Genomic DNA, 18,917 nt, shown 5'->3' with positions numbered 1-18,917 from the left:
GGCTTCAACACACTCAACCAGACGCAAGCGCAGATCGTTCGATAGCGGTTTAGGCATGGCGGTCACCTCCGCTTACCTTGAATCACTCCAGAACTGATTTGGGAAGACTTCAGATTCAATCTGACCACCCGATGCTCTAGACTTCGCGTTTGAAATTCCGCCTCTCGATTTGATCGCGGAACGAAGGTGGCTTTCCTTGCCGGCATCAGGCTTCTCGATCAAGAAGACGACTGACGAATAGGACAAACACTTGTTGTGGCATCGGTCTTGCTCAGCCGCCAGACCGACGTCAGCTTGAACTCTGCATCCTCGAGGTCGCGCGTCACGGCGACCTTGTATTCCGCCAACTTTTTCAACTTCTCGCGCGGCAGGTAGCTGCGGCCGGGGTCGCCGATGAGGGTGACGATGCCGCGGGCTTCGGCGTCTTCGAGCCAGGCAACCACCTTCGCGGCCAAGTCCTTTTCGTAGAAGAGGTCGCCGACGAGGATCACGTCGCAGTCTTGCGCCGGTGCTTCCAGCAGATTGCGCGACGTGGCCTCGAGCGAAACGCCATTGGTTTCGGCATTCAGCACAATGGCTTCGACGGAAAAGGCGTCGATGTCGGCGGCCAGCACGCGCGTTGCGCCCGCCTTCATGGCGGCGATGGCGACGAGGCCGGAGCCGGAGGCCAAATCGATCACGCGCTGGCCCGCGACGAGTTGGGGATTGTCGAGCACGTGCCGCGCCAGCGCCTGGCCGCCGGCCCAGGCGAAGGCCCAGAAGGGCGGGGCCAAACCCATTTCGCCGAGTTCCTCCTCGGTTTTCTGCCACAGCGGAACGGCCTCATGCGCGAGCTGCAGCCGGACTTCGGGCACCAGCGGCGGGGTCATCCGCGTGGTGTTGGCGCGGATGAAGGCGGCGCGGTCGAGGATCAAGGCTTGACGCCGCCGAGCTTACAGATGTGCTTGAATTCGCTTTCCGAAACCGGCTGCACCGAAAGGCGGGAATTGGTGACCAGCACCATGTCCTTGAGCTTCGGATCGGCCTTGATCTCATCCAGCGTCACGGGGCGTGGCACGTCGGCCACAGCGCGGATGTCGATGCATTCCCAGGTGCCGACGTCGGCGGTGGAATCCCTATGCGCCAGCTTGCAGACCTCGACGATGCCGACGACCTCGCGGCCCTCGTTGGAGTGATAGAAAAAGCCCTTGTCGCCCAATTGCATAGCCCGCATGTTGTTGCGCGCCTGGTAGTTCCTGACGCCGGTCCACTCCTCGCCCGCCTTGCCCTTGGCCTTCTGCTGGGTCCAGGACCAGACCTCGGGCTCCGACTTGAACAGCCAGTAATTGGGCATCACTTGGCCTCCGGGTTCTTGATCAGCCACTTCCACGGCTTGATTTCGACCGAGGCGAAAAGGCCTGCCTTGGCATAGGGATCGGCATCGGCGATGGCCTTTGCGGCGGCGCGGCCGGCGGCCTCGATGATGACGAGGCTTCCCGTCGGCGAGCCCTCGTCGGTGGTGAAGGGGCCTGCGGCCTTGAGCGCGGTCCCGAGGCTTTCGAGATGTTTCAGGTGATCGGGGCGGACCGACATGCGGAGATCGACGCTGTTGGGCTTGTCGGTGCAGAGCAGGGCGAAGAGCATGGCTGATATTCCTATGTTATTTCAGCGCGCAAGGGTCTTGCGAGCAGCTTCGCGATTTCTTGGCCGGGCGCCTTGCCCTCGTCAACGATGGCGTGCACGGCGTCCACAATCGGCATGTCGACGCCGTGGCGGCGGGCCAGCGCCTGGGCGATCTTCACGGTGGCGGCCCCCTCGACCACGCCGCGCGAGGCTGCGAGGGCCTGTTCCACCGTCTTCCCCTCGCCCAGCGCGAACCCGAAGGAATAATTTCGGGACTGCGCCGAGGAGCAGGTGAGCAGCAGGTCGCCGAGACCGGAGAGGCCCATGAGCGTTTCGGGTTTCGCGCCCATTTTTCCTGCGAATCGGGTGAGTTCGGCGAAGCCACGCGTGGTCAGCGCGGCGCGGGCACTGTCGCCCAAGGCCCGGCCGTCGGAGATGCCGCAGGCGATGGCGAGGACGTTCTTGAGGGCGCCGCCGATTTCCACGCCTTTCACGTCGTCAGACGCGTAGATGCGGAAGTGGGGGAGCGAGAGGGCCTCAGCCCATTGATGGGCATGGGAAATTTTGCCTGCCGCGAGCACCACGGCGGTGGGCAGGCCCGTCATCACGTCGGCCGCAAAGGACGGGCCGGAGAGGACCATGGGTTCGACCGCGGGCAGAACCTCGGCTACCACCTCGTTCATGAACAGGCCCGAGCCCCGCTCGATGCCCTTGGCGCCGATGATGAGCGGAATCGCGTTCGTAACGATTGATTTTAGTCCTAACAGGACCTCACGTACCCCCTGTGCCGGTACTGCGAGAATCAGGCCCTGCGCCCTCCCCAGGGCCTCCAGGGGCCCTCCCCGGGACCAGACCTGGACCTCGTGGCCGGCGGAGCGCGCCACATGGGCCAGCGCCGTGCCCCAGGCGCCGGCGCCGAGGACGCCGATCCTCATGCCTTGGCCCCCAGCTTGCCGGAACCGTAGACCGGGGCCTGGACCTGATCGAGCGGCCAGCGGGCACGGGCGGCGAAATCGAGCGGATCGGTGAGGCCCAGCGCCAGCCGCTCGGCCCCGGCCCAGGCGATCATGGCGGCATTATCGGTGCAAAGTTTAGCTGGCGGAACAATGAGTTGCAGGCCGTGCTGGGCGGCCGCGGCCTCGAACACCGCCTTCAGCTTCTGGTTCGCCGCCACGCCACCGGCCACGATGAAGGCGGGGTGCTCGACGGCGGAGTGGGCGGCGCGGAACAGGTGGACGGCCATTTTCAGGCGGTCGGCCATGGTTTCCGCCACCGCAGCCTCGAAGGAGGCGCAGACATCGGCCACATCCTGGCCGCTGAGGGCGCCTAGATCCTGCACCGTTTCGCGCACCGCTGTCTTGAGACCGGAGAAGGAGAAATTGCAGTCTTTCCGGCCCTTTAGCGGGCGCGGGAAGGCAAAGCGGGAGGCGTTGCCGCGGCGCGCCAAAGCTTCGACCTGCGGGCCGCCGGGGTAGCCGAGGCCCAACAGCTTCGCCACCTTGTCGAAGGCCTCGCCCAAGGCATCGTCGATGGTGGTGCCGAGGCGGTGATACTTGCCCACGCCCCCGACCAGCTGGAACTGCGTATGGCCGCCCGAAATGAGCAGCAGAAGGTAAGGGAATTCAACGGCTTGCAGCAGGCGGGCGGTGAGGGCGTGGCCCTCCAGATGGTTGACCGCGACGAGCGGCTTGCCATGGGCGAAGGCGATGGCCTTGGCCATGGTGAGGCCGACGATGACGCCGCCGAGGAGGCCCGGCCCGGCGGTTGCAGCAATGCCGCTCAAGTTCTTGTATTCAGTGCCGGATTCGGCCATGGCCTGAGCCACCAGCCGGTCCAGGTGCTCGACATGGGCGCGCGCCGCGATCTCCGGCACCACGCCGCCATAGGGGGCGTGCTCCTTGAGCTGGGAGAGCACCACGTTGGAGAGGATCTCTCCGCGCCCCTCCCCGTCCCGCGCAACGACAGCGGCAGCCGTCTCGTCGCAGGAGGTCTCGATGCCGAGGATGAGGGTGGGCTTGGTCATGTTCCGCCTTCCCCTCGCCCCCTGGGAGCGCTGAGTCAAGCTCCGCGATGGTGCAAAACGCGTTGCCGCATGTTGCGGGCGGATGCTGTTTCGGTTGCAAAAGTGATGCCGCCGTTGACACGGGCTGACGCCCGGGATGGCAACCAGATTGCGTTGCGCAACAATCTTGCGCAACGGGCAAATGATGCGGCGGCCCAAGCGGAGCCAATAGGATTATGTTCAACTTGTGGCAAATGCGGCTTTTGCGCGGCGGCATCGCCTCTGCTTCGTCCTGCCGGTGCATGCTGGCGCCGCGCTTGAGGCGGGCAAAGCTGGGCCCCAGCTTTCGCTGGGGTGACGGAACCGGGGGTGGGTGGTGACGCCACCAAAGTTTACAGCTAAGATTGTCAGGAATTGCAGAATTTTTCCGGACCGGACATGCCGAAGCTGAAGATCGGGACACGTGGCTCCCCCCTCGCCCTCTACCAGGCGAACGAGACGAGGAGCCGGCTGAAGGCCGCGCATGGGTTTTCGGACGCGGACATCGAGATCGTGGTGATCACCACCACGGGGGACCGGATCAGGGACCGGCCGCTGTCGGAAATCGGCGGCAAGGGGCTGTTCACCAAGGAGATCGAAGAGGCGCTGTTCGCGCAGGACATCCACCTCGCCGTGCACTCGATGAAGGACATGCCGGCCAGGCTGCCAGACGGGCTCACCATGGCTGCCCTGCTGCCGCGCGAGGATGTGCGCGATGCCTTCCTGAGCCCGGTGGCGAAGACCATCGATGACCTGCCGAAGGGCGCGGTGGTCGGGTCCTCCTCGGTGCGAAGAGGCGCGCAGCTGAAGCGGCTGAGGCCGGACCTCGAGGTGATCCAGTTTCGCGGCAATGTGGAAACGCGGCTGAAGAAGCTGGCGGATGGCGTGGCGCAGGCAACCTTCCTCGCGGCGGCGGGACTGAAGCGCCTCGGGCTTGCCGGCAAGATCACCTCGCTGGTCCCCACCGGCGTGATGCTGCCTGCGGTGGCGCAGGGCTGCATCGGCATCGAGACGCGCGAGGACGATGCCAAGACGCGGGAGCTGCTGGCGGCGATCGATCATGAGCCTTCGGCGATTGCGGTGAATTGCGAGCGGGCGTTCCTTGCAGCACTCGACGGCTCCTGCCGCACGCCGCTGGCGGGCCATGCGGTGATCGAGAATGGCCGCGTGAAATTCCGCGGGCATGCCCTGACGCCCGACGGCGTCCATTGCTTCGAGACGGTGCGCGAAGGCGCGCCTGCCGATGCCGCGCGCATGGGCGCTGAGGCGGGCGCGCAGGTGAAGGCCGAGGGCGGCAGCCTCATCGCCTTCTGATGTTGGTCGCCGTCACCAGGCCCGGGGAGGATGCGGGGCCGCTCACCGCCAGGCTGGAGGCGATGGGGCACGAGGTGGTGATGGCGCCGCTGCTGACGATCCAGCCGCGCGCTGGCGTGACCATCCCTGCCTTGCCGTGGCAGGCGGTGGCAGTGACCAGCGCCAACGGCATCCGGGCGCTGCCGGAGGGCCACGGGCTTTCATCATTCCGTGTACTGACGGTCGGGCCGCAGTCGCTGAGGGCGGCGGCCGCCGCGGGGCTGAAGGCCGAGGCGCATGGCGGCGACGTGAACGGGCTTGCGGCCTTCATCCGCGAGACGCTTGAGCCGAAGGCCGGGCCGATCCTCTATCTCTCAGGCGCCGAGACGGCGGGCGACCTGCAGGCACAGCTCGCGGCATCGGGCTTCGATTGCCGCCGCGTGGTGCTCTATGATGCGGCGCCGGCGGAGACGCTGGGCGCGGTGGACGCCGCACTGCGGCAAGGCCTGCTCGATGCCGTGCTGCTCTATTCGCCGCGCAGTGCCAAGGTCTGGCGCGGGCTCGTCGAAAGGGCGGGGCTTTTCGCCCAAGCCGCGCGGGTCCGCCACCTCTGCCTGTCGCGCAATGTCGCAGCCGCACTCGCTGACGACTGGAACAGCGCGGTTTCCGCCAGCCCCGACGAGGCCGCAATTCTTGAGCTTCTTGAACAAAGCGGGCGAACCCTTTAGGCCTTTTGCCATGACCAGCCAGAACGACGACACCGGTTCCAAGCCACGGGTGATCGACCTCGATGCGGAGGACATCCGCAGCGAGAGCGAGGCGAGCGCCTCTGCCAGCGAAGAGACACGCGAAGAGGCGGCGGAGGCCTTCACGCCGCCGCCTGGCCGCACGCGCGGTTTCCGCCGCGGGATCGCGATCGCGCTGGTCCTCGGCCTCATCGGCGGCGGCTTCCTTTATGGCGGCGTGCTGTCGAGCTATCTCCCATCGAACCAGATGGTGGCGCTGAAGAACCAGGTGGCCGCCCTCGCGCAGAACAACACTGACCTTGCGAACCAGATTGCCGCGGTGAAGCAGAGGGCGGACGGCGCGGCTGAGGCTGCGGCTGCCGCCAATGATGCCGCCGCCAAAGCAGCGGACGTGGCGAAATCCGCCGCTGCACAGATTGCCGGCGTGGGCAGCAAGGCCGATGCGGGGGCGCAGCAGGCGGCAACGCTGGGCGAGCAGATCGCGGCGCTGAAGAGCGGCCTCGATGGCTTGCGGAAGTCGATGTCATCCGCCCCCGCTGCATCGGGCGGCGCGGCGAGCCCCGCCGATGCCGCGGTGCTTGCGGCTCTCGGCCAGCGCATCGATGCGCTGGAGAAGGATGTGGCAAGCCTCAAGGCGGGCGCGGGCCCTTCCGCGCAGGCAGGGACCACGGCCGCGCTGTCACAGGCGCTGTCCGACCTCAAGGCCAAGGTGGCGGCGGGCACGTCTTTCCAGCCGGAATATGAGCGCATCGCGCGCATGGTGCCCGCGGCTTCGGGCCTTGACGAGGTGGCGGCCAGTGCGGCCGAGGGCCTGCCCGATGCCAAGGGGCTCGCTTCCGAACTCACCGCCGCAATCCCTTCCCTGCCGCAGGCGGAAGCCCCGGCGGCGGAGGACAACAGCTATTTCGGCAGCCTGATGAAGTCGCTCTCCGGCATCATCTCGATCCGCCCCATCGGCAACACCGACTGGCGCATGTTGGCCGAAAAGGCCGCAGCCTTCGCCGAGGCGGGCGACCTGACGCAGGCCATCTCGGTCATCGATGCGGGCGAAGGCGAGAAGCCCATGGCGCTGTCGCAATGGCGCGGCCGCGCGGCGGCGCGGCTCAAGCTCGAGGCGGCCGTCAGCCAGGTTTCCGAGGCGGTGCTGCGGCAGATCGCGGCCTCGGGCGGAGCGGCGCAATGATCAAGCTGCTGTGGCGCTTCTTCCTGCTCGTCCTCCTCGCCGCAGGCTTCGCGTGGATGGCCGACCGGCCCGGCACGCTGACCATCCGCTGGCTCGGCCGCGAGATCCAGATGAGCTTCATCGCCGGCGTGGTGCTGGCGGTGCTGGCCGTGGTGCTGATCTGGTTCTTGTGGAGCCTGTTCCGCCGGCTGTGGGGCAGTCCGCATGCGATGGGCCGCTGGTATTCCGGCCGCCGCAGCCGCAAGGGCCGCGAAGCGCTGTCGCGCGGCATCATCGCCGCAGGCGCTGGCGATGCGGCGGCGGCCGCCAAGCATGCGGCAATCGCCGGCAATGCGCTGGCCGACGAGCCCCTCGTCAACGTGCTGGCCGCGCAGGCCGCCCAGCTGAAGGGCGACCGGGCGCAGGTGAAGCGCATCTTCGAACAGATGACCAAGTCGCCCGAAACGGAAGCGCTGGGGCTTCGCGGATTGTTTTCCGAGGCGCGGCAGGCGGGCGATGTGGCCGCGGCGCGGCGTTACGCCGAGCGCGCGCTGGCGCTGAACCCCCGCCTCAACTGGGCCTCCACCGCCGTCCTCCAATTGCAGTCGGCGGGCAAGGACTGGAACGCGGCCTCGGCGACGCTGGCGCAGCAGATCAAGTCCGGCCTCGTCACCCAGCCCGAGGGCAACCGCAAGCTCGCGGCGATGCTGGCCGCGCAAGCCCTGGCGATCGAGGACGGCGACAAGCCCAAGGCACTGGAGCTCGCCCTGAAGGCGCACAAGCTCGACCCCGCGCTGGTGCCCGCCGCCCTCGTCGCGGCGCGCGTGCTGGTGAGCCAGGCCGCGACGCGCAAGGCCTCGAAAATCCTGAAGGAGACATGGATCGTCTCGCCGCATCCGGACCTCGCCGAGGTGCAGGCGCATTTGATCCCCGGCGACGCGCCCGAAGTACTGCTCGACCGCCTGCGCGATCTCCTCAAGGAAAACAGGGGCGGCATCGAGGGCGCGGTGGCGCTGGCCCGCTTCGCCATCCGCGCGCGGAAATGGGACATGGCGCGCGAGGCGCTCTCGCCCTTCGTGGAGAACCGCCCGCAGGCCCGCCTCTGCGCGCTGATGGCCGACATCGAAGAGGCAAAGGGCGACAAAGGCCGGGCGCGCGAATGGCTGGCCCGCGCGCTGACAGCGCCGCGTGACCCGATCTGGGTGTCAGACGGTGTGGCGAGCCCGCGCTGGACGCCGGTCTCCCCCGTGTCAGGCGAGATCGTGCCCTGCGAATGGAAAGCGCCCTTCGAAATGCCCGAACAGCTGGAGGCAGACCGGCCCATGGCGGTGGAGGTGGTGGAGGCGGTGGAGGCGATCGAGGCCCCGAAACCCGCCGCGGACGCCGCCCCGCCCCGGCTGGAGCCGCCGAAAATGGTGCCGCCCCACCGCCCGCCGGACGACCCCGGCGTGGCCGAGGATTTCGACCGCCCGGCGGGCCGGTCACTGCCCGCGGAAGGCTGAAATTTGCGGCCGGGAACCGGTTGCGGCCCCCGCCGAAATACCCTATACCCCGCGCCGTCTGGCAAGCCGCTTTAGCTCAGTTGGTAGAGCACATCATTCGTAATGATGGGGTCGATGTGCAAAAGCCGAGTGAAGGCAAGTGGTTGTGAGTTTGGGTTTTGTGTTAGTAGGGGATTAGTAGGGCATCGCCCGCAAGGGCTGCTTTAGCTCAGTTGGTAGAGCACCGCATTCGTAATGCGGGGGTCGCAGGTTCGAATCCTGCAAGCAGCACCAGCCCCTTGAATTTCGGATCAAAATTGGCCAGAACCTTTCCAAAGGGGCAGTGGAAGCGGGCTGTGTTTCACCTTTGATGGGAGCTATGACTGTCAAACGCGAAAAGCACTGCGAGACCATCTCGTAGAGAACTCCGCAACGAGGAGAGATTGCGTGAGCAACGCATTTGAAGTTGCTCTTGGCGGACTTGCCCGGCGCATGCCTCGGGTGGTACGTGAGCATGAGATTATCCGTATCGCCGGTTGGTTTAAAGCTACTGCTCCTGACGAAGCTGCTGAGACCGCTATTAGCGAAATCCTTAAGTGGGCTGAGAATCGCTGCGGAGGCCGTTTGCCGCCGGAAGCATGGGATCACCAAACATTCGATTTCCTCGCCGGGGGTCGCAACAGCAGCTGTGTTCGGCTGAAGCTCGCCAAAGCTGATATCTGGGCCATTCGTGCCGATGACCCGGACAAGAATATTCCTGGTCGAACTTGGACCACCGAAGTGGTTGTCGGAAGAGGCGAAGGGAAACCCTGTACGTTTAGTGCTCGCTTGCTTGTCAACACAGCCGAGCTCCACCTAAACATTGAACCGCATACGCCCGGCTTTGTTGATCAGTTAATCGACAATCTCATTCTTATGCGCGGGAATTCGCTCGTATCAATAAAGCCCTTAGAAGTGAGCAATGACGTGTCGGCTAATCGCTTAGTGGATCATCTGCTTGATCCCAAGCGGATGCTTCCAACGATTGTGGTGACTCTTAAGGATGACAGGTTTTTCAAACCACGGTTTCTTGATGTTGATAAACTCGCGCGAGCGACTGCCGGCTATGCCCATGTTGTACTACTAAGGGCGGCTTGTGCCCAAGTGCTTGTCGAACGCCTGGGCAAATATCGCGCTGTCTTCAATGGTGGTGTACGTATCTATATGCCAGGCTTTGAAGAAGATAGTGACCCATTTCAGCATCGACTTGTTTTGGCCGACCAAATCAATACTTCCGATGGAGCGTCCCGAACTAATCGTTGGCTCAGACAAACTGCCGCTGAAGAAAGCATTCGCCGTGTAAAACTAGGGCACGATCTTTTCATATTTTCATCAATCCGCAACGAAGCGCTCAAAGCACGCAGTGCGGCTCTAGAAAATGAAGGAGCAAGCGACAGTGCAAAATTGACGGCAATGGCGGAGCAGATCAAGGAGCTGGATCGCGAAGTTGCTCAGCAAAAAGCAATGCAAGATTTCTTTGCAGGAGAGGCCGATAAAGATCGCGAACGGGCCGAACTCGCGGAAAGTCGAGTAAACACTTATTCACATCGTATCCAAGAGCTGACAACGATTCTCAAGGCGCGCGGAAACGATCCTGATGATGAAATTGCTCTCCCCACTACATGGGCAGAGTTGTTGGAGTGGTGTGAAAAACAATTCACGGGCAGACTGGCACTGACTCAAACAGCGAGGCGTGGACTTAAGTCACCAGAATTCGTGGATGTCGAACAAGTTGCCCGCTGCCTTAGATGGCTTGCGATAGATTGTAGAGAGCGTCGAATTTCAGGAGGTCATGGAACATTGCGGGAGGCCATTGTCGAAGACGGCATCCGCAATGCGGCATGCGGGTCAGACGAGTACGACTTCGACTGGAATGGGAGGCGATTCACTGCGGATTGGCATGTGAAAAATGGCGGTAACACACGTGATCCGGCGTTATGCCTTCGCATTTATTATTGCTTTGATGAGCAATCTCACCAAATTATTGTATCAGACCTGCCCGCTCACCGCAAAACGGATGCGTCATAGGCAATTTGGGAGATCAAAGGATATCCGTGGTATGGTGGCATTGCCGCTGGCCGACGAAAACCCAACCGAAGCCGCCGTCGCTTGAAAAAATGTGCGAAAGAATCTGGACACTACCGCGGCGGGGCGTGGTTGTCGTGTCAGCCGAGGTGTCTGAAATAATCGATGGTGCGCGCGAGGCCTTCGGCGAGGGGCACCTTCGGCTCCCAGCCGAGCTTCGTCTTCGCCAGCGCGATGTCCGGCTTGCGCTGGCGGGGATCGTCCTCCGGCAGCGGCAGGTGGGTGACCTTGGAGCGCGAGCCGGTGAGCTTGAGCACCAGCCGGGCGAGCTCCGTCATGGTGAATTCGCCGGGATTGCCCAGGTTGACGGGGCCTGTCATGCCGGGCTCGGACTCCATGAGGCGCAGGAAGCCTTCGACCAGGTCGTCGCAGTAGCAGAAGGAGCGCGTCTGGCTGCCGTCGCCATAGATCGTCAGGTCCTCGCCGGCGAGCGCCTGCATGATGAAGTTCGACACCACGCGGCCGTCGCGCGGGTGCATGCGGGGCCCGTAGGTGTTGAAGATGCGCGCCACCTTGATGTCGACGCCATGGGCGCGGCGATAGTCGAAGAACAGGGTTTCCGCGCAGCGCTTGCCCTCGTCGTAGCAGGCCCTGGCGCCGATGGGGTTGACGTGGCCCCAGTAATCCTCGCGCTGCGGGTGGACCTCCGGATCGCCATAGACCTCGCTGGTGGAGGCCTGGAAGATGCGGCAGCGCAGGCGCTTGGCGAGGCCCAGCATGTTAAGGGCGCCCATCACCGAGGTCTTGGTGGTGAGCACGGGGTTGTGCTGGTAATGCACGGGCGAGGCGGGACAGGCGAGATTATAGATCTCGTCCACCTCGATCTTCAGCGGATTGCACACGTCATGGCGCAGGAACTCGAAACGCGGGTGATTGTGCAAGTGCTCGACATTGCGCTTGGCGCCGGTGAGGAGATTGTCGGCGCAGATCACCTCGTGGCCCTGTTCGATGAGCCGGTCGATCAGGTGCGAGCCGAGGAAACCCGCGCCGCCGGTGACGAGGATGCGCTTGCGGCTTTCATAAAGGCGGGCCATGCGGGCTTACACCGCTCCCGTCTTGAAGGGGATGACGTCGGCCTTCTGGCCCGCGGGCTGCACGCTGGCCCGGCCGATCGAATGATAGGCCATGCCGGAGCCCTTGGCGTCGCTGATGGAAAAGAGATTGCGGAAATCGACCAGCACCGGCTGGCGCATGCCGCGCGCCATGCGGCGGAGATCGAGGCCGCGGAACGCGTTCCACTCGGTGAGGATCGCCACCGCATCGGCCCCGATCGCCGCCGAATAGGCATCCGCACACCACTGCACCGATTCGAGGGCCTGGCGGCCATTGTCCATGGCGACGGGATCGAAGGCGGCGATGGAGGCGCCGCGCCTCTGCAGCTCGGGGATTAGCGTGAGGGCCGCGGCATCGCGTATGTCATCGGTTTCGGCCTTGAAGGCGATCCCCAGGATGGCGATGCGCTTTCCCGCCAGCGTGCCGCCGGCGGCCTGCTGCACGCGTTCCGCCAGCGCATGTTTCCTCGACTCGTTGGCGGCGATGACCTTCTCGACAATGGAGAAAGGCCGCCCGCGCTGGCGCGCCGTGTGGGCGAGCGCGCGGGTGTCCTTCGGGAAGCAGGAGCCGCCGTAGCCTGGGCCGGGCGAGAGGAACTGCAGGCCGATGCGCTTGTCCAGCCCCATGCCGCGCGCCACGTCTTCGATGTCCGCCCCCACGGCCTCGCACAGGTCGGCAAGCTCGTTGACGAAGGCGATGCGGGTGGCGAGGAAGGTGTTGGCGGCATATTTGATGACCTCGGCGGCCTCGCAGGAGGTGACGAGAAGCGGCACGTTGCGCGTGGTGAGCGGGCGGTAGAGCTGGCTCAGCGCTTTCTCCGCGCGTTCCGAGCTCACGCCCACCACCACGCGGTCGGGCCGCAGGAAATCCTCCACCGCCGAGCCCTCGCGCATGAATTCGGGGTTGGAGGCAACCTCGAAGTCGCCATCGGGCCTGGCCCTGGACATGATCTCGCGCAGCCTGGCGGTGGTGCCGACCGGCACTGTGGACTTGGTGACGATGACGGTGAAGCCCTGCATCGCAAGGGCGATCTCCTCGCCCGCGGCATGGACATAGGAGAGGTCGGCCCCCTCCTCACCCTCGCGCGCCGGCGTTCCCACCGCGATCAGCACGACATCTGCCTGGGCGACGGCATCCTTCAGCTTGTCGGTGAAGGTGAGGCGGCCGGCGGCGCGGTTGGCGGCGACGATGGGCTCCAGCCCCTGCTCGTAGATCGGGATCTTGCCGCCCTCGAGCAGCGCGAGCTTGCGGCGGTCATGGTCGACACAGATCACCTCGTAGCCGAAGTCGGAGAAACAGGCGGCAGACACCAGACCCACATAGCCCGCGCCGATGACCGTGATTTTCATGAAGCTGTCCTTGCTGCTGCCCGAAGCGGACCATACTGACACAATCGCCTATACGATTCCCGCACATGAGGAAATAGCCCTTACCCGGCCAGTCTTGCGCCAGCGTGACGGACGGGCGGACCGCTCCAGCCTGTGGCAACCTTGGCCCGATAGTACAGTGGCGCGGGGCCATCCCGCGAGCGAGGAACCATCATGGACACAGCACTGGCCGGCGCGCAGGAGACTTACGAGTTCACCAACAGCTGGTTTGACGTCGCCCGCGGCGTGTGGTCGGCGCTGATCCCGCAGATCAAACCCAAGCGCATCCTCGAGATCGGCTCCTATGAGGGGGCCAGCGCCTGCTTCCTGATCGATCTCCTGGGTCAGACCCAGCCGCTCGATCTCCATTGCATCGACACCTGGGACGGCGGCATCGAGCACAAGAACTGGCAGATCGACATGATGGCCGTCGAGAACCGCTTCCGCCGCAACATCCAGAAGGCCGTCGCGCGCGCCGCGCACCCCGTTGCGGTGAGAACCCTCAAGGGCTCCAGCCACCTCGAACTCGCCAAGCTGATCGCCGAGGCTAATTCCTACGACTTCATTTATATCGACGGCTCGCATCAGGCCGCGGATGTGCTGACCGACGCCGTGATGGCCTTCAGGCTTCTGCAAACCGGCGGGGTGATGGCCTTCGATGACTATCTGTGGGCCGAAGCTCTTCCCACCGGCGTCGATCCGCTGCGCTGCCCGAAGCCCGCGATCGACGCTTTCACCAATATCTTTTGCCGCAAGGTGAGAATCCTCAGCGCGCCGCTCTATCAGCTCTATGTCCAGAAGATCGCCGACTGAGCGAGCGCCCGCGACGCGCGCATAAGGCCTTGCCGATCCCGCGGGCGAAGATGATGAGGGCGGTTACGCCCGGGCCCGGCGGCTGAAAGAGTTAGCCGAGGCGGCGGCCGTCCGCGCCGAACAGGTGGAGATGCGCCGGATCGAGCGCCACATGGGTTCGGTCGCCTGTCTTGAGGCCCGTTTCGCCGCGGATTTCGGCGATCACGACAGTGCCGGAGGCGAGCCGCAGATGGGCGAAGCCCGTCTCGCCGAGGCGCTCCACCAGCTCGACCGTGGCGGCGAGATGGAGATCGCCCCCGCCCACTGCAATGCTCATGTGCTCCGGCCTGATCCCCAGCGTGACCTTCATGCCCGGCGTTGCACCCGGCGGCAGCGCGATGGCGATACGGCCATCGGCGCCGAGGCCGGTGCCGCCCGCCACAACCTCGCCCTTGAGGAAATTCATGGCGGGCGAGCCGATGAAGCCGGCGACGAAGAGATTGGCCGGGCGGTAATAAAGGTCAAGCGGCTTTCCCTGCTGCTCGATGCGGCCCTGGTTCATGACCACGATCTTGTCGGCGAGCGTCATGGCTTCGACCTGGTCATGCGTGACATAGACGATGGTGGCGGCAAGCAGCTTGTGGAGCTTGGCGATCTCGACACGGGTGTTGATGCGGAGTGCGGCATCGAGGTTCGACAGTGGCTCGTCGAACAGGAACACCTGGGGTTTGCGCACGATGGCGCGGCCGATGGCGACGCGCTGGCGCTGGCCGCCCGACAGCTCGCGCGGGCGGCGCTTCAGCAGCGGCTCGAGCTGCAGGATGCGGGCGGCCTCGCTGACGCGCGCCGCAATCTCCGCCTTGGGGATGCCCGCGAACTTGAGGCCGAAGCCCATGTTGGCGGCCACGTCCATATGCGGGTAGAGCGCATAGGACTGGAACACCATGGCGATCTCGCGCTGCGCAGGCGCCAGATCATTCACCTTGCGGCCGCCGATGGTGATGGCGCCGCCCGACACATCCTCCAGCCCGGCGATGGAGCGCAGCAGAGTGGACTTGCCGCAGCCCGAGGGGCCGACGAGGACGACAAAGGCGCCGTCCCCGACGGTCAGGTCGATGTCCTTCAGCACCTCGACGCTGCCGAAGGATTTGCTGAGCTTCTCGATCACGACCTCGGCCATGGGCGCCTCACTTGACCGCGCCCGAGGTGAGACCCCGGATCAGCTGGCGGGAGAAGATAACATAAAGCAGGAGCACCGGCACGATGGCGGCCGACAGCGCCGCGAGAACCGCGTTCCAGTCGGTGATGTATTGTCCCAGGAACTGCTGCACGCCCAGTGTGATGGTCTGCTTGCCGCCAGCGGGGGCAAGCAGCAGCGGGAACCACAGGTCGTTCCACACCGGGATCATGGTGAAGACGGCGACGGTGGCCATGGCCGGACGGATCAGCGGCAGGATGATATGGAAGAAGATGTTGTATTCCGTGAGCCCGTCACAGCGCGCCGCCTCGCGCAGGTCCTTGGGGATCTGGGCAATGAATTCGGAGAGGATGAAGATGGCGAGCGGCAGGTTCTGCGCGGTGTAGACGAGGATCAGCGCGGTCAAGGTGTTGATGAGGTTCAACTCCGCCACCAGCTGGATGATGGCGACGGAACCCAGCCTGATCGGCACCATGATGCCGATGGACAGGAAGAGGGCGAGCAGCGTGTTGAAGCGGAACTTGTATTCGGTGAGCGCCCAGGCCGCCATGGCGCCGAACAGCAATGTGAAGAAGATGGCGCCGGCCGTCACCGTGATGGAGTTGAGGTAGTAGAAAGGCAGCGCGCTGTCATCGAACACCCGCGCATAGCCGATGGGATCGAAGTTCGATGGCGTGGGCGGCCGGAGCGGCGTGTTGAAGATGGCGCGCTTGGCCTTGAAGGAGTTCATCACCACCAGCACGATGGGGAAGAGCGCCAGCAGCGTGTAGAGCCCCAATATGGCGTGGACGGCGAAGGCTGACAGCGGCTTCCGCATCAGAAGCTGTACCTCTGAATGCGGCGCTGCACGAGGAAGAGATAAACCATGACGCCGGTCAGGATGACGATCAACATCATGGTCGCGATGGCCGAGCCCATGGACGGATTGCCGAGCTGCAACTGGTTGCCGAAGAAGGTGCGGTAGAACAGCGTGCCCATGATGTCGGTCGAGAAATTGGGCCCGGCGAGTGCACCCTTCATCGCGTAGATCAAATCGAAGGCGTTGAAGTTGTTGACGAAGGTGAGGATGGAAACGAGCCCGATGGTGGGCCAGATCAAGGGCAGTTTGACCCAGACGAAGGCCTGGAACTGGTTGAGGCCGTCGACGGTCGCCGCATCGATCAGCTCATCGGGGATCGCCAGCAGGGCCGTGTAGATGAGGATCATCGGGATGCCGACGAACTGCCACACCGAGATCAGCGAAACGGTGATGAGGGCGGAGGATTCAACGCCAAGCCACGGCGCGAAGAGGAAGCCCAGGCCGAAGAAGTTGAGGAACATCCTGGCGATGCCCCACAAGGGCGAGAGAATCAGCTGCCAGACGAAGCCGATGACCACGACGGAGAGCATGGTGGGCATGAAGATCAGCGTGCGGTAGGTGGCGCGGAAGCGGAGCCGCGGCAGGCTGAGAAGTGCGGCGAGCAGGAGCCCGATGGGGTTCTGCACGCACATGTGGATGAGGAAGAAGATGAAATTGTTCCTGAGCGCGTTCCAGAACGGAACCGACCAGGTGGGATCGAGCAGCAGGGTGCGGAAGTTGCCCAGGCCCTCCCACAGATAGGCGCCATCGTTCTGGCGGCTGTAGAGCGAGTTGATGATCGTCGCGAGCAGCGGGTAGATCGAGAACAGCGAGTAGACCAGCACCGCGGGGCCGAGGAAAAACAGCAGAAGCCGCAGGTACGCGCCCTGCGGCATGCCGACCAGTCCGCTGTGCTGTTCCTGTGCCATCCACGAAGACGAAGGGGCCGCATGCGTGAAGGCATGCGGCCCCTCGCGTCAGATTACTTCTGCTGCGGAGCGTACCACTTGGCGAGGCCGTCCTGCAGCTGCTTGGCCGCGGCGTCCGGCGTCATGGCGCCGTTGATCACCTGGGCCGAGACGTTCCACATCTCGTTCTCGAGGTTCGGCGTGCCGCGCGACAGGATCTGGTAGGAGTTGCGGATCGTCGACTTGCACTCACCGCGCCAGTTAACGAAGGTCTGGGCCACGTCGTCGCTCAGCGTCACCTTGGCGTTGGAGAGCGGGAAGAAGCCGGGGAGCTCGTTGCCAAGGATGTTGGCGAACTCCTCCGACCCGATCCACTCCAGGAACACCTTGGCATCCGCCGGGTTCTTGGTCTTGGCGTTCATGCCGATGCCGATGTCGGTGTGGTCCGAGATGTAGCACTCGGTGGCGCCTGCCGGCAGCGGCGGCTTGAAGGCGCCCATGTTGACCTTCTGGGCGCGGAAGGTGGAGATGTCCCACGAGCCCGCGGCATAGATCGCACCCTTGCCGAGGCCGAAGAGGTTCTGGCTGTCCGGGTAGGTCTGGGCCTTGAAGCCGTCGCCCAGATAGGGCGCCCACTTGGCGAGCGTGGCGAAGGTCGAGAAATAGGCGGGGTCGGTGAGCTTGCCCGTGCCGTCGATCAGCGCCTTGCGGCCTTCCTCGCCCTTCCAGTAGTTCGGGCCGATGTTCTGGAAGCCCATGGTGGCGGATTCCCACTGGTCGTTGGTGCCGAGGACAAGCGGTACATAGGCGCCGTTCGCCTTGATCTTCTCGAGCACGGCGAAGAACTCGTCCTCGGTCTTGGGCTCCTCGAGGCCCAGTTCCTTGAAGATGTCCTTGTTGTAGATGAAGCCATGGATCACGGAGGCCATGGGTACGCAGAAGGTGGTCTTGCCGTCATCCGTCGTCCAGGCGCTTTTCGCCACGTCCGAGAAATTGCTCATGGTCGATAGCTCGTTCAGCGAGACGAGATAGCCCTTGTTGTAGAGCTCCAGCGAGGCATCGAAGGGGCGGCAGGTGATGATGTCGCCCGCCGTGCCGCCCTCGAGCTTGGCATTGAGCGCGGCGTTGTATTCCTTGGGCGCGGTTGGCGTGAACTCGATCTTGATGTCCGGATGGGCCTTCTCGAAGGCGGGGATGATCTTGTCCTTCCAGATCTGGGCGTCGTCGTTGCGCCAGCTTTCGATGGTCAGCGTGCCGGCCGAAGCCGCACTGGCGAGTGCGAAGGCGGCGGCGGCGCCGAGCAGCAGTGTCTTCAGTCCCTTGATGCACATGTTGGTCCTCCCGTTTGAAGTCTTCTGGGGGCCATTATGTATCGCGAATGTGCGACATGGCCAGACGTAAGTTGCCATTTGCGGCATCCAATAACCGTTGCGCCGCAGCAATGTCATTAGCACCTGCACACAGCAGCACGGCAGGCTTGACATGGCCGCCCGCGGTTTCGAGCGCCACCGCGGCGCGGGCCTCGTCCACCCGCGCAATCGTGGCGACGATGCCCGCCGCACGGCGGCGGAGCTTGGCATTGCCGGTCTCGACATTGACCATCAGCCCGTCATGCACGGCGCCCAGCTTGATGTACGTGAGGGTGGAGAGAAGGTTGAGGGCCGCCTTCTGCGCCGTTCCCGCGCCCAGGCGGGTGGAGCCGGCGATCACCTCCGGCCCTGAAGCCAGCAGGATTTCGAGATCGGCGGTGGCGGCCAGCTTCGAGCCGGGATTGTTGACCACGGCGATGACGAAGGCGCCCTTTTCCCGCGCGCGGTTTGCGGCCGCGACCGTGAAGGGGGTGGAGCCCGAGGCGGCCACCGCGATCATGGTGTCGGCGGGGGTGAGGATATCGGCCTGTGCGGCGCCATCGGCCTCGTCGTCCTCGGCATCGGCCAAGGTGTCGAACATGGCGGCGCGGCCGCCCGCGATGAGATAGAGCAGCTTTGATTTCGGCATGCCGAAGGTGGCGGGAAGCTCGGAGCCATCCTGCACGGCGACGCGGATCGAGGCGCCGGCGCCGGCATAGGCAAGGCGGCCGCCAGCAGCGAGGCGTTGCGCGAGTATGGTTGCAGCCCCGGCAATGGCGGGTGCTGCCTGCCGCACTGCGGCGATGGCGCGCGCCTGGCCTTCCGCCAGCGCCTCGAGGATGCGCGCGTCGGGCCAGGTGTCAATGCCGGCATAGCTGCCGGATTGCTCGGTTGGACGTTCTGCCATGCGGACAGTAGAGAATTGGCTGGCGCTGAGGTCAAGGTGCTTTCCCTGCCCGTGTG

General features: G+C 64.6%; 18 protein-coding genes and 1 tRNA gene. 7 read left to right on the top strand and 12 right to left on the bottom strand.

The features are described from left to right. Positions 1-218: 218 nt before the first annotated feature. From IOC82_RS09000 to tsaD, 5 genes are read right to left on the bottom strand one after another with little or no spacing between them, the layout of a single operon-like run. A complete protein-coding gene (locus IOC82_RS09000) occupies positions 219-869 on the bottom strand; it encodes a methyltransferase (protein WP_290545847.1) in 651 nt (216 codons plus the stop codon). Positions 870-910: 41 nt separating this feature from the next. After that, on the bottom strand, positions 911-1,333 hold the full coding sequence (locus IOC82_RS08995) for an EVE domain-containing protein (protein WP_290545844.1): 423 nt from the start codon (positions 1,331-1,333) through the stop codon (positions 911-913). Then, the gene (locus tag IOC82_RS08990; RefSeq protein WP_290545843.1) at positions 1,333-1,623 is read right to left on the bottom strand and encodes a YciI family protein; all 291 of its coding nucleotides are present in this window, start codon (positions 1,621-1,623) and stop codon (positions 1,333-1,335) included. The genes IOC82_RS08995 and IOC82_RS08990 overlap by 1 nt, the downstream gene beginning before the upstream one ends. Before the next feature lie 11 nt (positions 1,624-1,634). Then, on the bottom strand, positions 1,635-2,537 hold the full coding sequence (locus IOC82_RS08985; RefSeq protein WP_290545842.1) for an NAD(P)H-dependent glycerol-3-phosphate dehydrogenase: 903 nt from the start codon (positions 2,535-2,537) through the stop codon (positions 1,635-1,637). Then, a complete protein-coding gene (tsaD, locus tag IOC82_RS08980; RefSeq protein ID WP_290545841.1) occupies positions 2,534-3,625 on the bottom strand; it encodes a tRNA (adenosine(37)-N6)-threonylcarbamoyltransferase complex transferase subunit TsaD in 1,092 nt (363 codons plus the stop codon). Before tsaD ends, IOC82_RS08985 begins: the two co-directional genes overlap by 4 nt. Positions 3,626-4,042: 417 nt before the next feature. Here tsaD and hemC point away from each other — a divergent pair, with 417 nt between their 5' ends. The 6 genes from hemC to IOC82_RS08950 all read left to right on the top strand — a co-directional run bounded on the left by hemC (position 4,043) and on the right by IOC82_RS08950 (position 10,392). Beyond that, on the top strand, positions 4,043-4,957 hold the full coding sequence (gene hemC / locus IOC82_RS08975) for a hydroxymethylbilane synthase (protein ID WP_290545840.1): 915 nt from the start codon (positions 4,043-4,045) through the stop codon (positions 4,955-4,957). Continuing rightward, positions 4,957-5,664 (top strand): uroporphyrinogen-III synthase, encoded by a 708-nt coding sequence (locus IOC82_RS08970; RefSeq protein WP_290545839.1) that lies wholly within the window; start codon positions 4,957-4,959, stop codon positions 5,662-5,664. Before hemC ends, IOC82_RS08970 begins: the two co-directional genes overlap by 1 nt. A gap of 10 nt (positions 5,665-5,674) precedes the next feature. Further along, positions 5,675-6,865 (top strand): hypothetical protein, encoded by a 1,191-nt coding sequence (locus IOC82_RS08965; RefSeq protein ID WP_290545838.1) that lies wholly within the window; start codon positions 5,675-5,677, stop codon positions 6,863-6,865. After that, entirely contained in the window at positions 6,862-8,346 is a 1,485-nt protein-coding gene (locus tag IOC82_RS08960) for a heme biosynthesis HemY N-terminal domain-containing protein (protein ID WP_290545837.1), read from the top strand. The genes IOC82_RS08965 and IOC82_RS08960 overlap by 4 nt, the downstream gene beginning before the upstream one ends. A gap of 197 nt (positions 8,347-8,543) precedes the next feature. Further along, a tRNA-Thr gene (locus IOC82_RS08955) sits at positions 8,544-8,619 on the top strand. Between the two features lie 153 nt (positions 8,620-8,772). Then, a complete protein-coding gene (locus IOC82_RS08950) occupies positions 8,773-10,392 on the top strand; it encodes a hypothetical protein (RefSeq protein ID WP_290545836.1) in 1,620 nt (539 codons plus the stop codon). A 137-nt stretch (positions 10,393-10,529) separates the two neighbouring features. Here the strand turns inward: IOC82_RS08950 and IOC82_RS08945 are convergent, their stop codons facing one another. Together IOC82_RS08945 and IOC82_RS08940 are read right to left on the bottom strand one after the other, a co-directional pair. After that, positions 10,530-11,483: a UDP-glucuronic acid decarboxylase family protein gene (locus IOC82_RS08945; protein ID WP_290545835.1), complete on the bottom strand. Its 954-nt coding sequence runs from the start codon at positions 11,481-11,483 to the stop codon at positions 10,530-10,532. Positions 11,484-11,489: 6 nt separating this feature from the next. Further along, complete coding sequence (locus tag IOC82_RS08940) at positions 11,490-12,851, bottom strand: UDP-glucose/GDP-mannose dehydrogenase family protein (protein WP_290545834.1); 1,362 nt, start codon at positions 12,849-12,851, stop codon at positions 11,490-11,492. Positions 12,852-13,043: 192 nt separating this feature from the next. Between IOC82_RS08940 and IOC82_RS08935 the strand changes: the two genes are divergently transcribed. Next, positions 13,044-13,682 (top strand): class I SAM-dependent methyltransferase, encoded by a 639-nt coding sequence (locus IOC82_RS08935; RefSeq protein WP_290545833.1) that lies wholly within the window; start codon positions 13,044-13,046, stop codon positions 13,680-13,682. A 91-nt stretch (positions 13,683-13,773) separates the two neighbouring features. Here IOC82_RS08935 and ugpC read toward each other — a convergent pair whose 3' ends face one another. The 5 genes from ugpC to IOC82_RS08910 form a co-directional block, all read right to left on the bottom strand. Then, entirely contained in the window at positions 13,774-14,841 is a 1,068-nt protein-coding gene (ugpC, locus tag IOC82_RS08930; protein ID WP_290545832.1) for a sn-glycerol-3-phosphate ABC transporter ATP-binding protein UgpC, read from the bottom strand. Positions 14,842-14,848: 7 nt separating this feature from the next. Continuing rightward, positions 14,849-15,676 carry a carbohydrate ABC transporter permease gene (locus tag IOC82_RS08925; RefSeq protein ID WP_290545831.1) on the bottom strand — a complete coding sequence of 276 codons (828 nt, stop codon included), beginning with the start codon at positions 15,674-15,676 and terminating at the stop codon, positions 14,849-14,851. Further along, positions 15,676-16,593, bottom strand: coding sequence for a carbohydrate ABC transporter permease (locus tag IOC82_RS08920; RefSeq protein WP_290545830.1), 918 nt, complete (start codon positions 16,591-16,593; stop codon positions 15,676-15,678). The genes IOC82_RS08925 and IOC82_RS08920 overlap by 1 nt, the downstream gene beginning before the upstream one ends. An 86-nt stretch (positions 16,594-16,679) precedes the next feature. Beyond that, a complete protein-coding gene (locus tag IOC82_RS08915; protein ID WP_290545829.1) occupies positions 16,680-17,936 on the bottom strand; it encodes an ABC transporter substrate-binding protein in 1,257 nt (418 codons plus the stop codon). A 34-nt stretch (positions 17,937-17,970) separates the two neighbouring features. Further along, positions 17,971-18,861: an N-acetylmuramic acid 6-phosphate etherase gene (locus IOC82_RS08910; protein ID WP_290545828.1), complete on the bottom strand. Its 891-nt coding sequence runs from the start codon at positions 18,859-18,861 to the stop codon at positions 17,971-17,973. Positions 18,862-18,917 lie beyond the last annotated feature (56 nt).

The organism is Aestuariivirga sp., from assembly GCF_020252395.1.
GTDB lineage: Bacteria > Pseudomonadota > Alphaproteobacteria > Rhizobiales > Aestuariivirgaceae > Aestuariivirga.
This window is presented reverse-complemented; position numbering and strand designations above follow the sequence as displayed.

Excerpts from the sequence above, each read along its gene's own strand:
- IOC82_RS09000 (WP_290545847.1), bottom strand. The coding sequence starts at position 869 with ATGACCCCGCCGCTGGTGCCCGAAGTCCGGCTGCAGCTCGCGCATGAG.
- IOC82_RS08995 (WP_290545844.1), bottom strand. The coding sequence starts at position 1,333 with ATGCCCAATTACTGGCTGTTCAAGTCGGAGCCCGAGGTCTGGTCCTGG.
- IOC82_RS08990 (WP_290545843.1), bottom strand. The coding sequence starts at position 1,623 with ATGCTCTTCGCCCTGCTCTGCACCGACAAGCCCAACAGCGTCGATCTC.
- IOC82_RS08985 (WP_290545842.1), bottom strand. The coding sequence starts at position 2,537 with ATGAGGATCGGCGTCCTCGGCGCCGGCGCCTGGGGCACGGCGCTGGCC.
- tsaD (WP_290545841.1), bottom strand. The coding sequence starts at position 3,625 with ATGACCAAGCCCACCCTCATCCTCGGCATCGAGACCTCCTGCGACGAG.
- hemC (WP_290545840.1), top strand. The coding sequence starts at position 4,043 with ATGCCGAAGCTGAAGATCGGGACACGTGGCTCCCCCCTCGCCCTCTAC.
- IOC82_RS08970 (WP_290545839.1), top strand. The coding sequence starts at position 4,957 with ATGTTGGTCGCCGTCACCAGGCCCGGGGAGGATGCGGGGCCGCTCACC.
- IOC82_RS08965 (WP_290545838.1), top strand. The coding sequence starts at position 5,675 with ATGACCAGCCAGAACGACGACACCGGTTCCAAGCCACGGGTGATCGAC.
- IOC82_RS08960 (WP_290545837.1), top strand. The coding sequence starts at position 6,862 with ATGATCAAGCTGCTGTGGCGCTTCTTCCTGCTCGTCCTCCTCGCCGCA.
- IOC82_RS08945 (WP_290545835.1), bottom strand. The coding sequence starts at position 11,483 with ATGGCCCGCCTTTATGAAAGCCGCAAGCGCATCCTCGTCACCGGCGGC.
- IOC82_RS08940 (WP_290545834.1), bottom strand. The coding sequence starts at position 12,851 with ATGAAAATCACGGTCATCGGCGCGGGCTATGTGGGTCTGGTGTCTGCC.
- IOC82_RS08935 (WP_290545833.1), top strand. The coding sequence starts at position 13,044 with ATGGACACAGCACTGGCCGGCGCGCAGGAGACTTACGAGTTCACCAAC.
- ugpC (WP_290545832.1), bottom strand. The coding sequence starts at position 14,841 with ATGGCCGAGGTCGTGATCGAGAAGCTCAGCAAATCCTTCGGCAGCGTC.
- IOC82_RS08925 (WP_290545831.1), bottom strand. The coding sequence starts at position 15,676 with ATGCGGAAGCCGCTGTCAGCCTTCGCCGTCCACGCCATATTGGGGCTC.
- IOC82_RS08920 (WP_290545830.1), bottom strand. The coding sequence starts at position 16,593 with ATGCCGCAGGGCGCGTACCTGCGGCTTCTGCTGTTTTTCCTCGGCCCC.
- IOC82_RS08915 (WP_290545829.1), bottom strand. The coding sequence starts at position 17,936 with ATGTGCATCAAGGGACTGAAGACACTGCTGCTCGGCGCCGCCGCCGCC.
- IOC82_RS08910 (WP_290545828.1), bottom strand. The coding sequence starts at position 18,861 with ATGGCAGAACGTCCAACCGAGCAATCCGGCAGCTATGCCGGCATTGAC.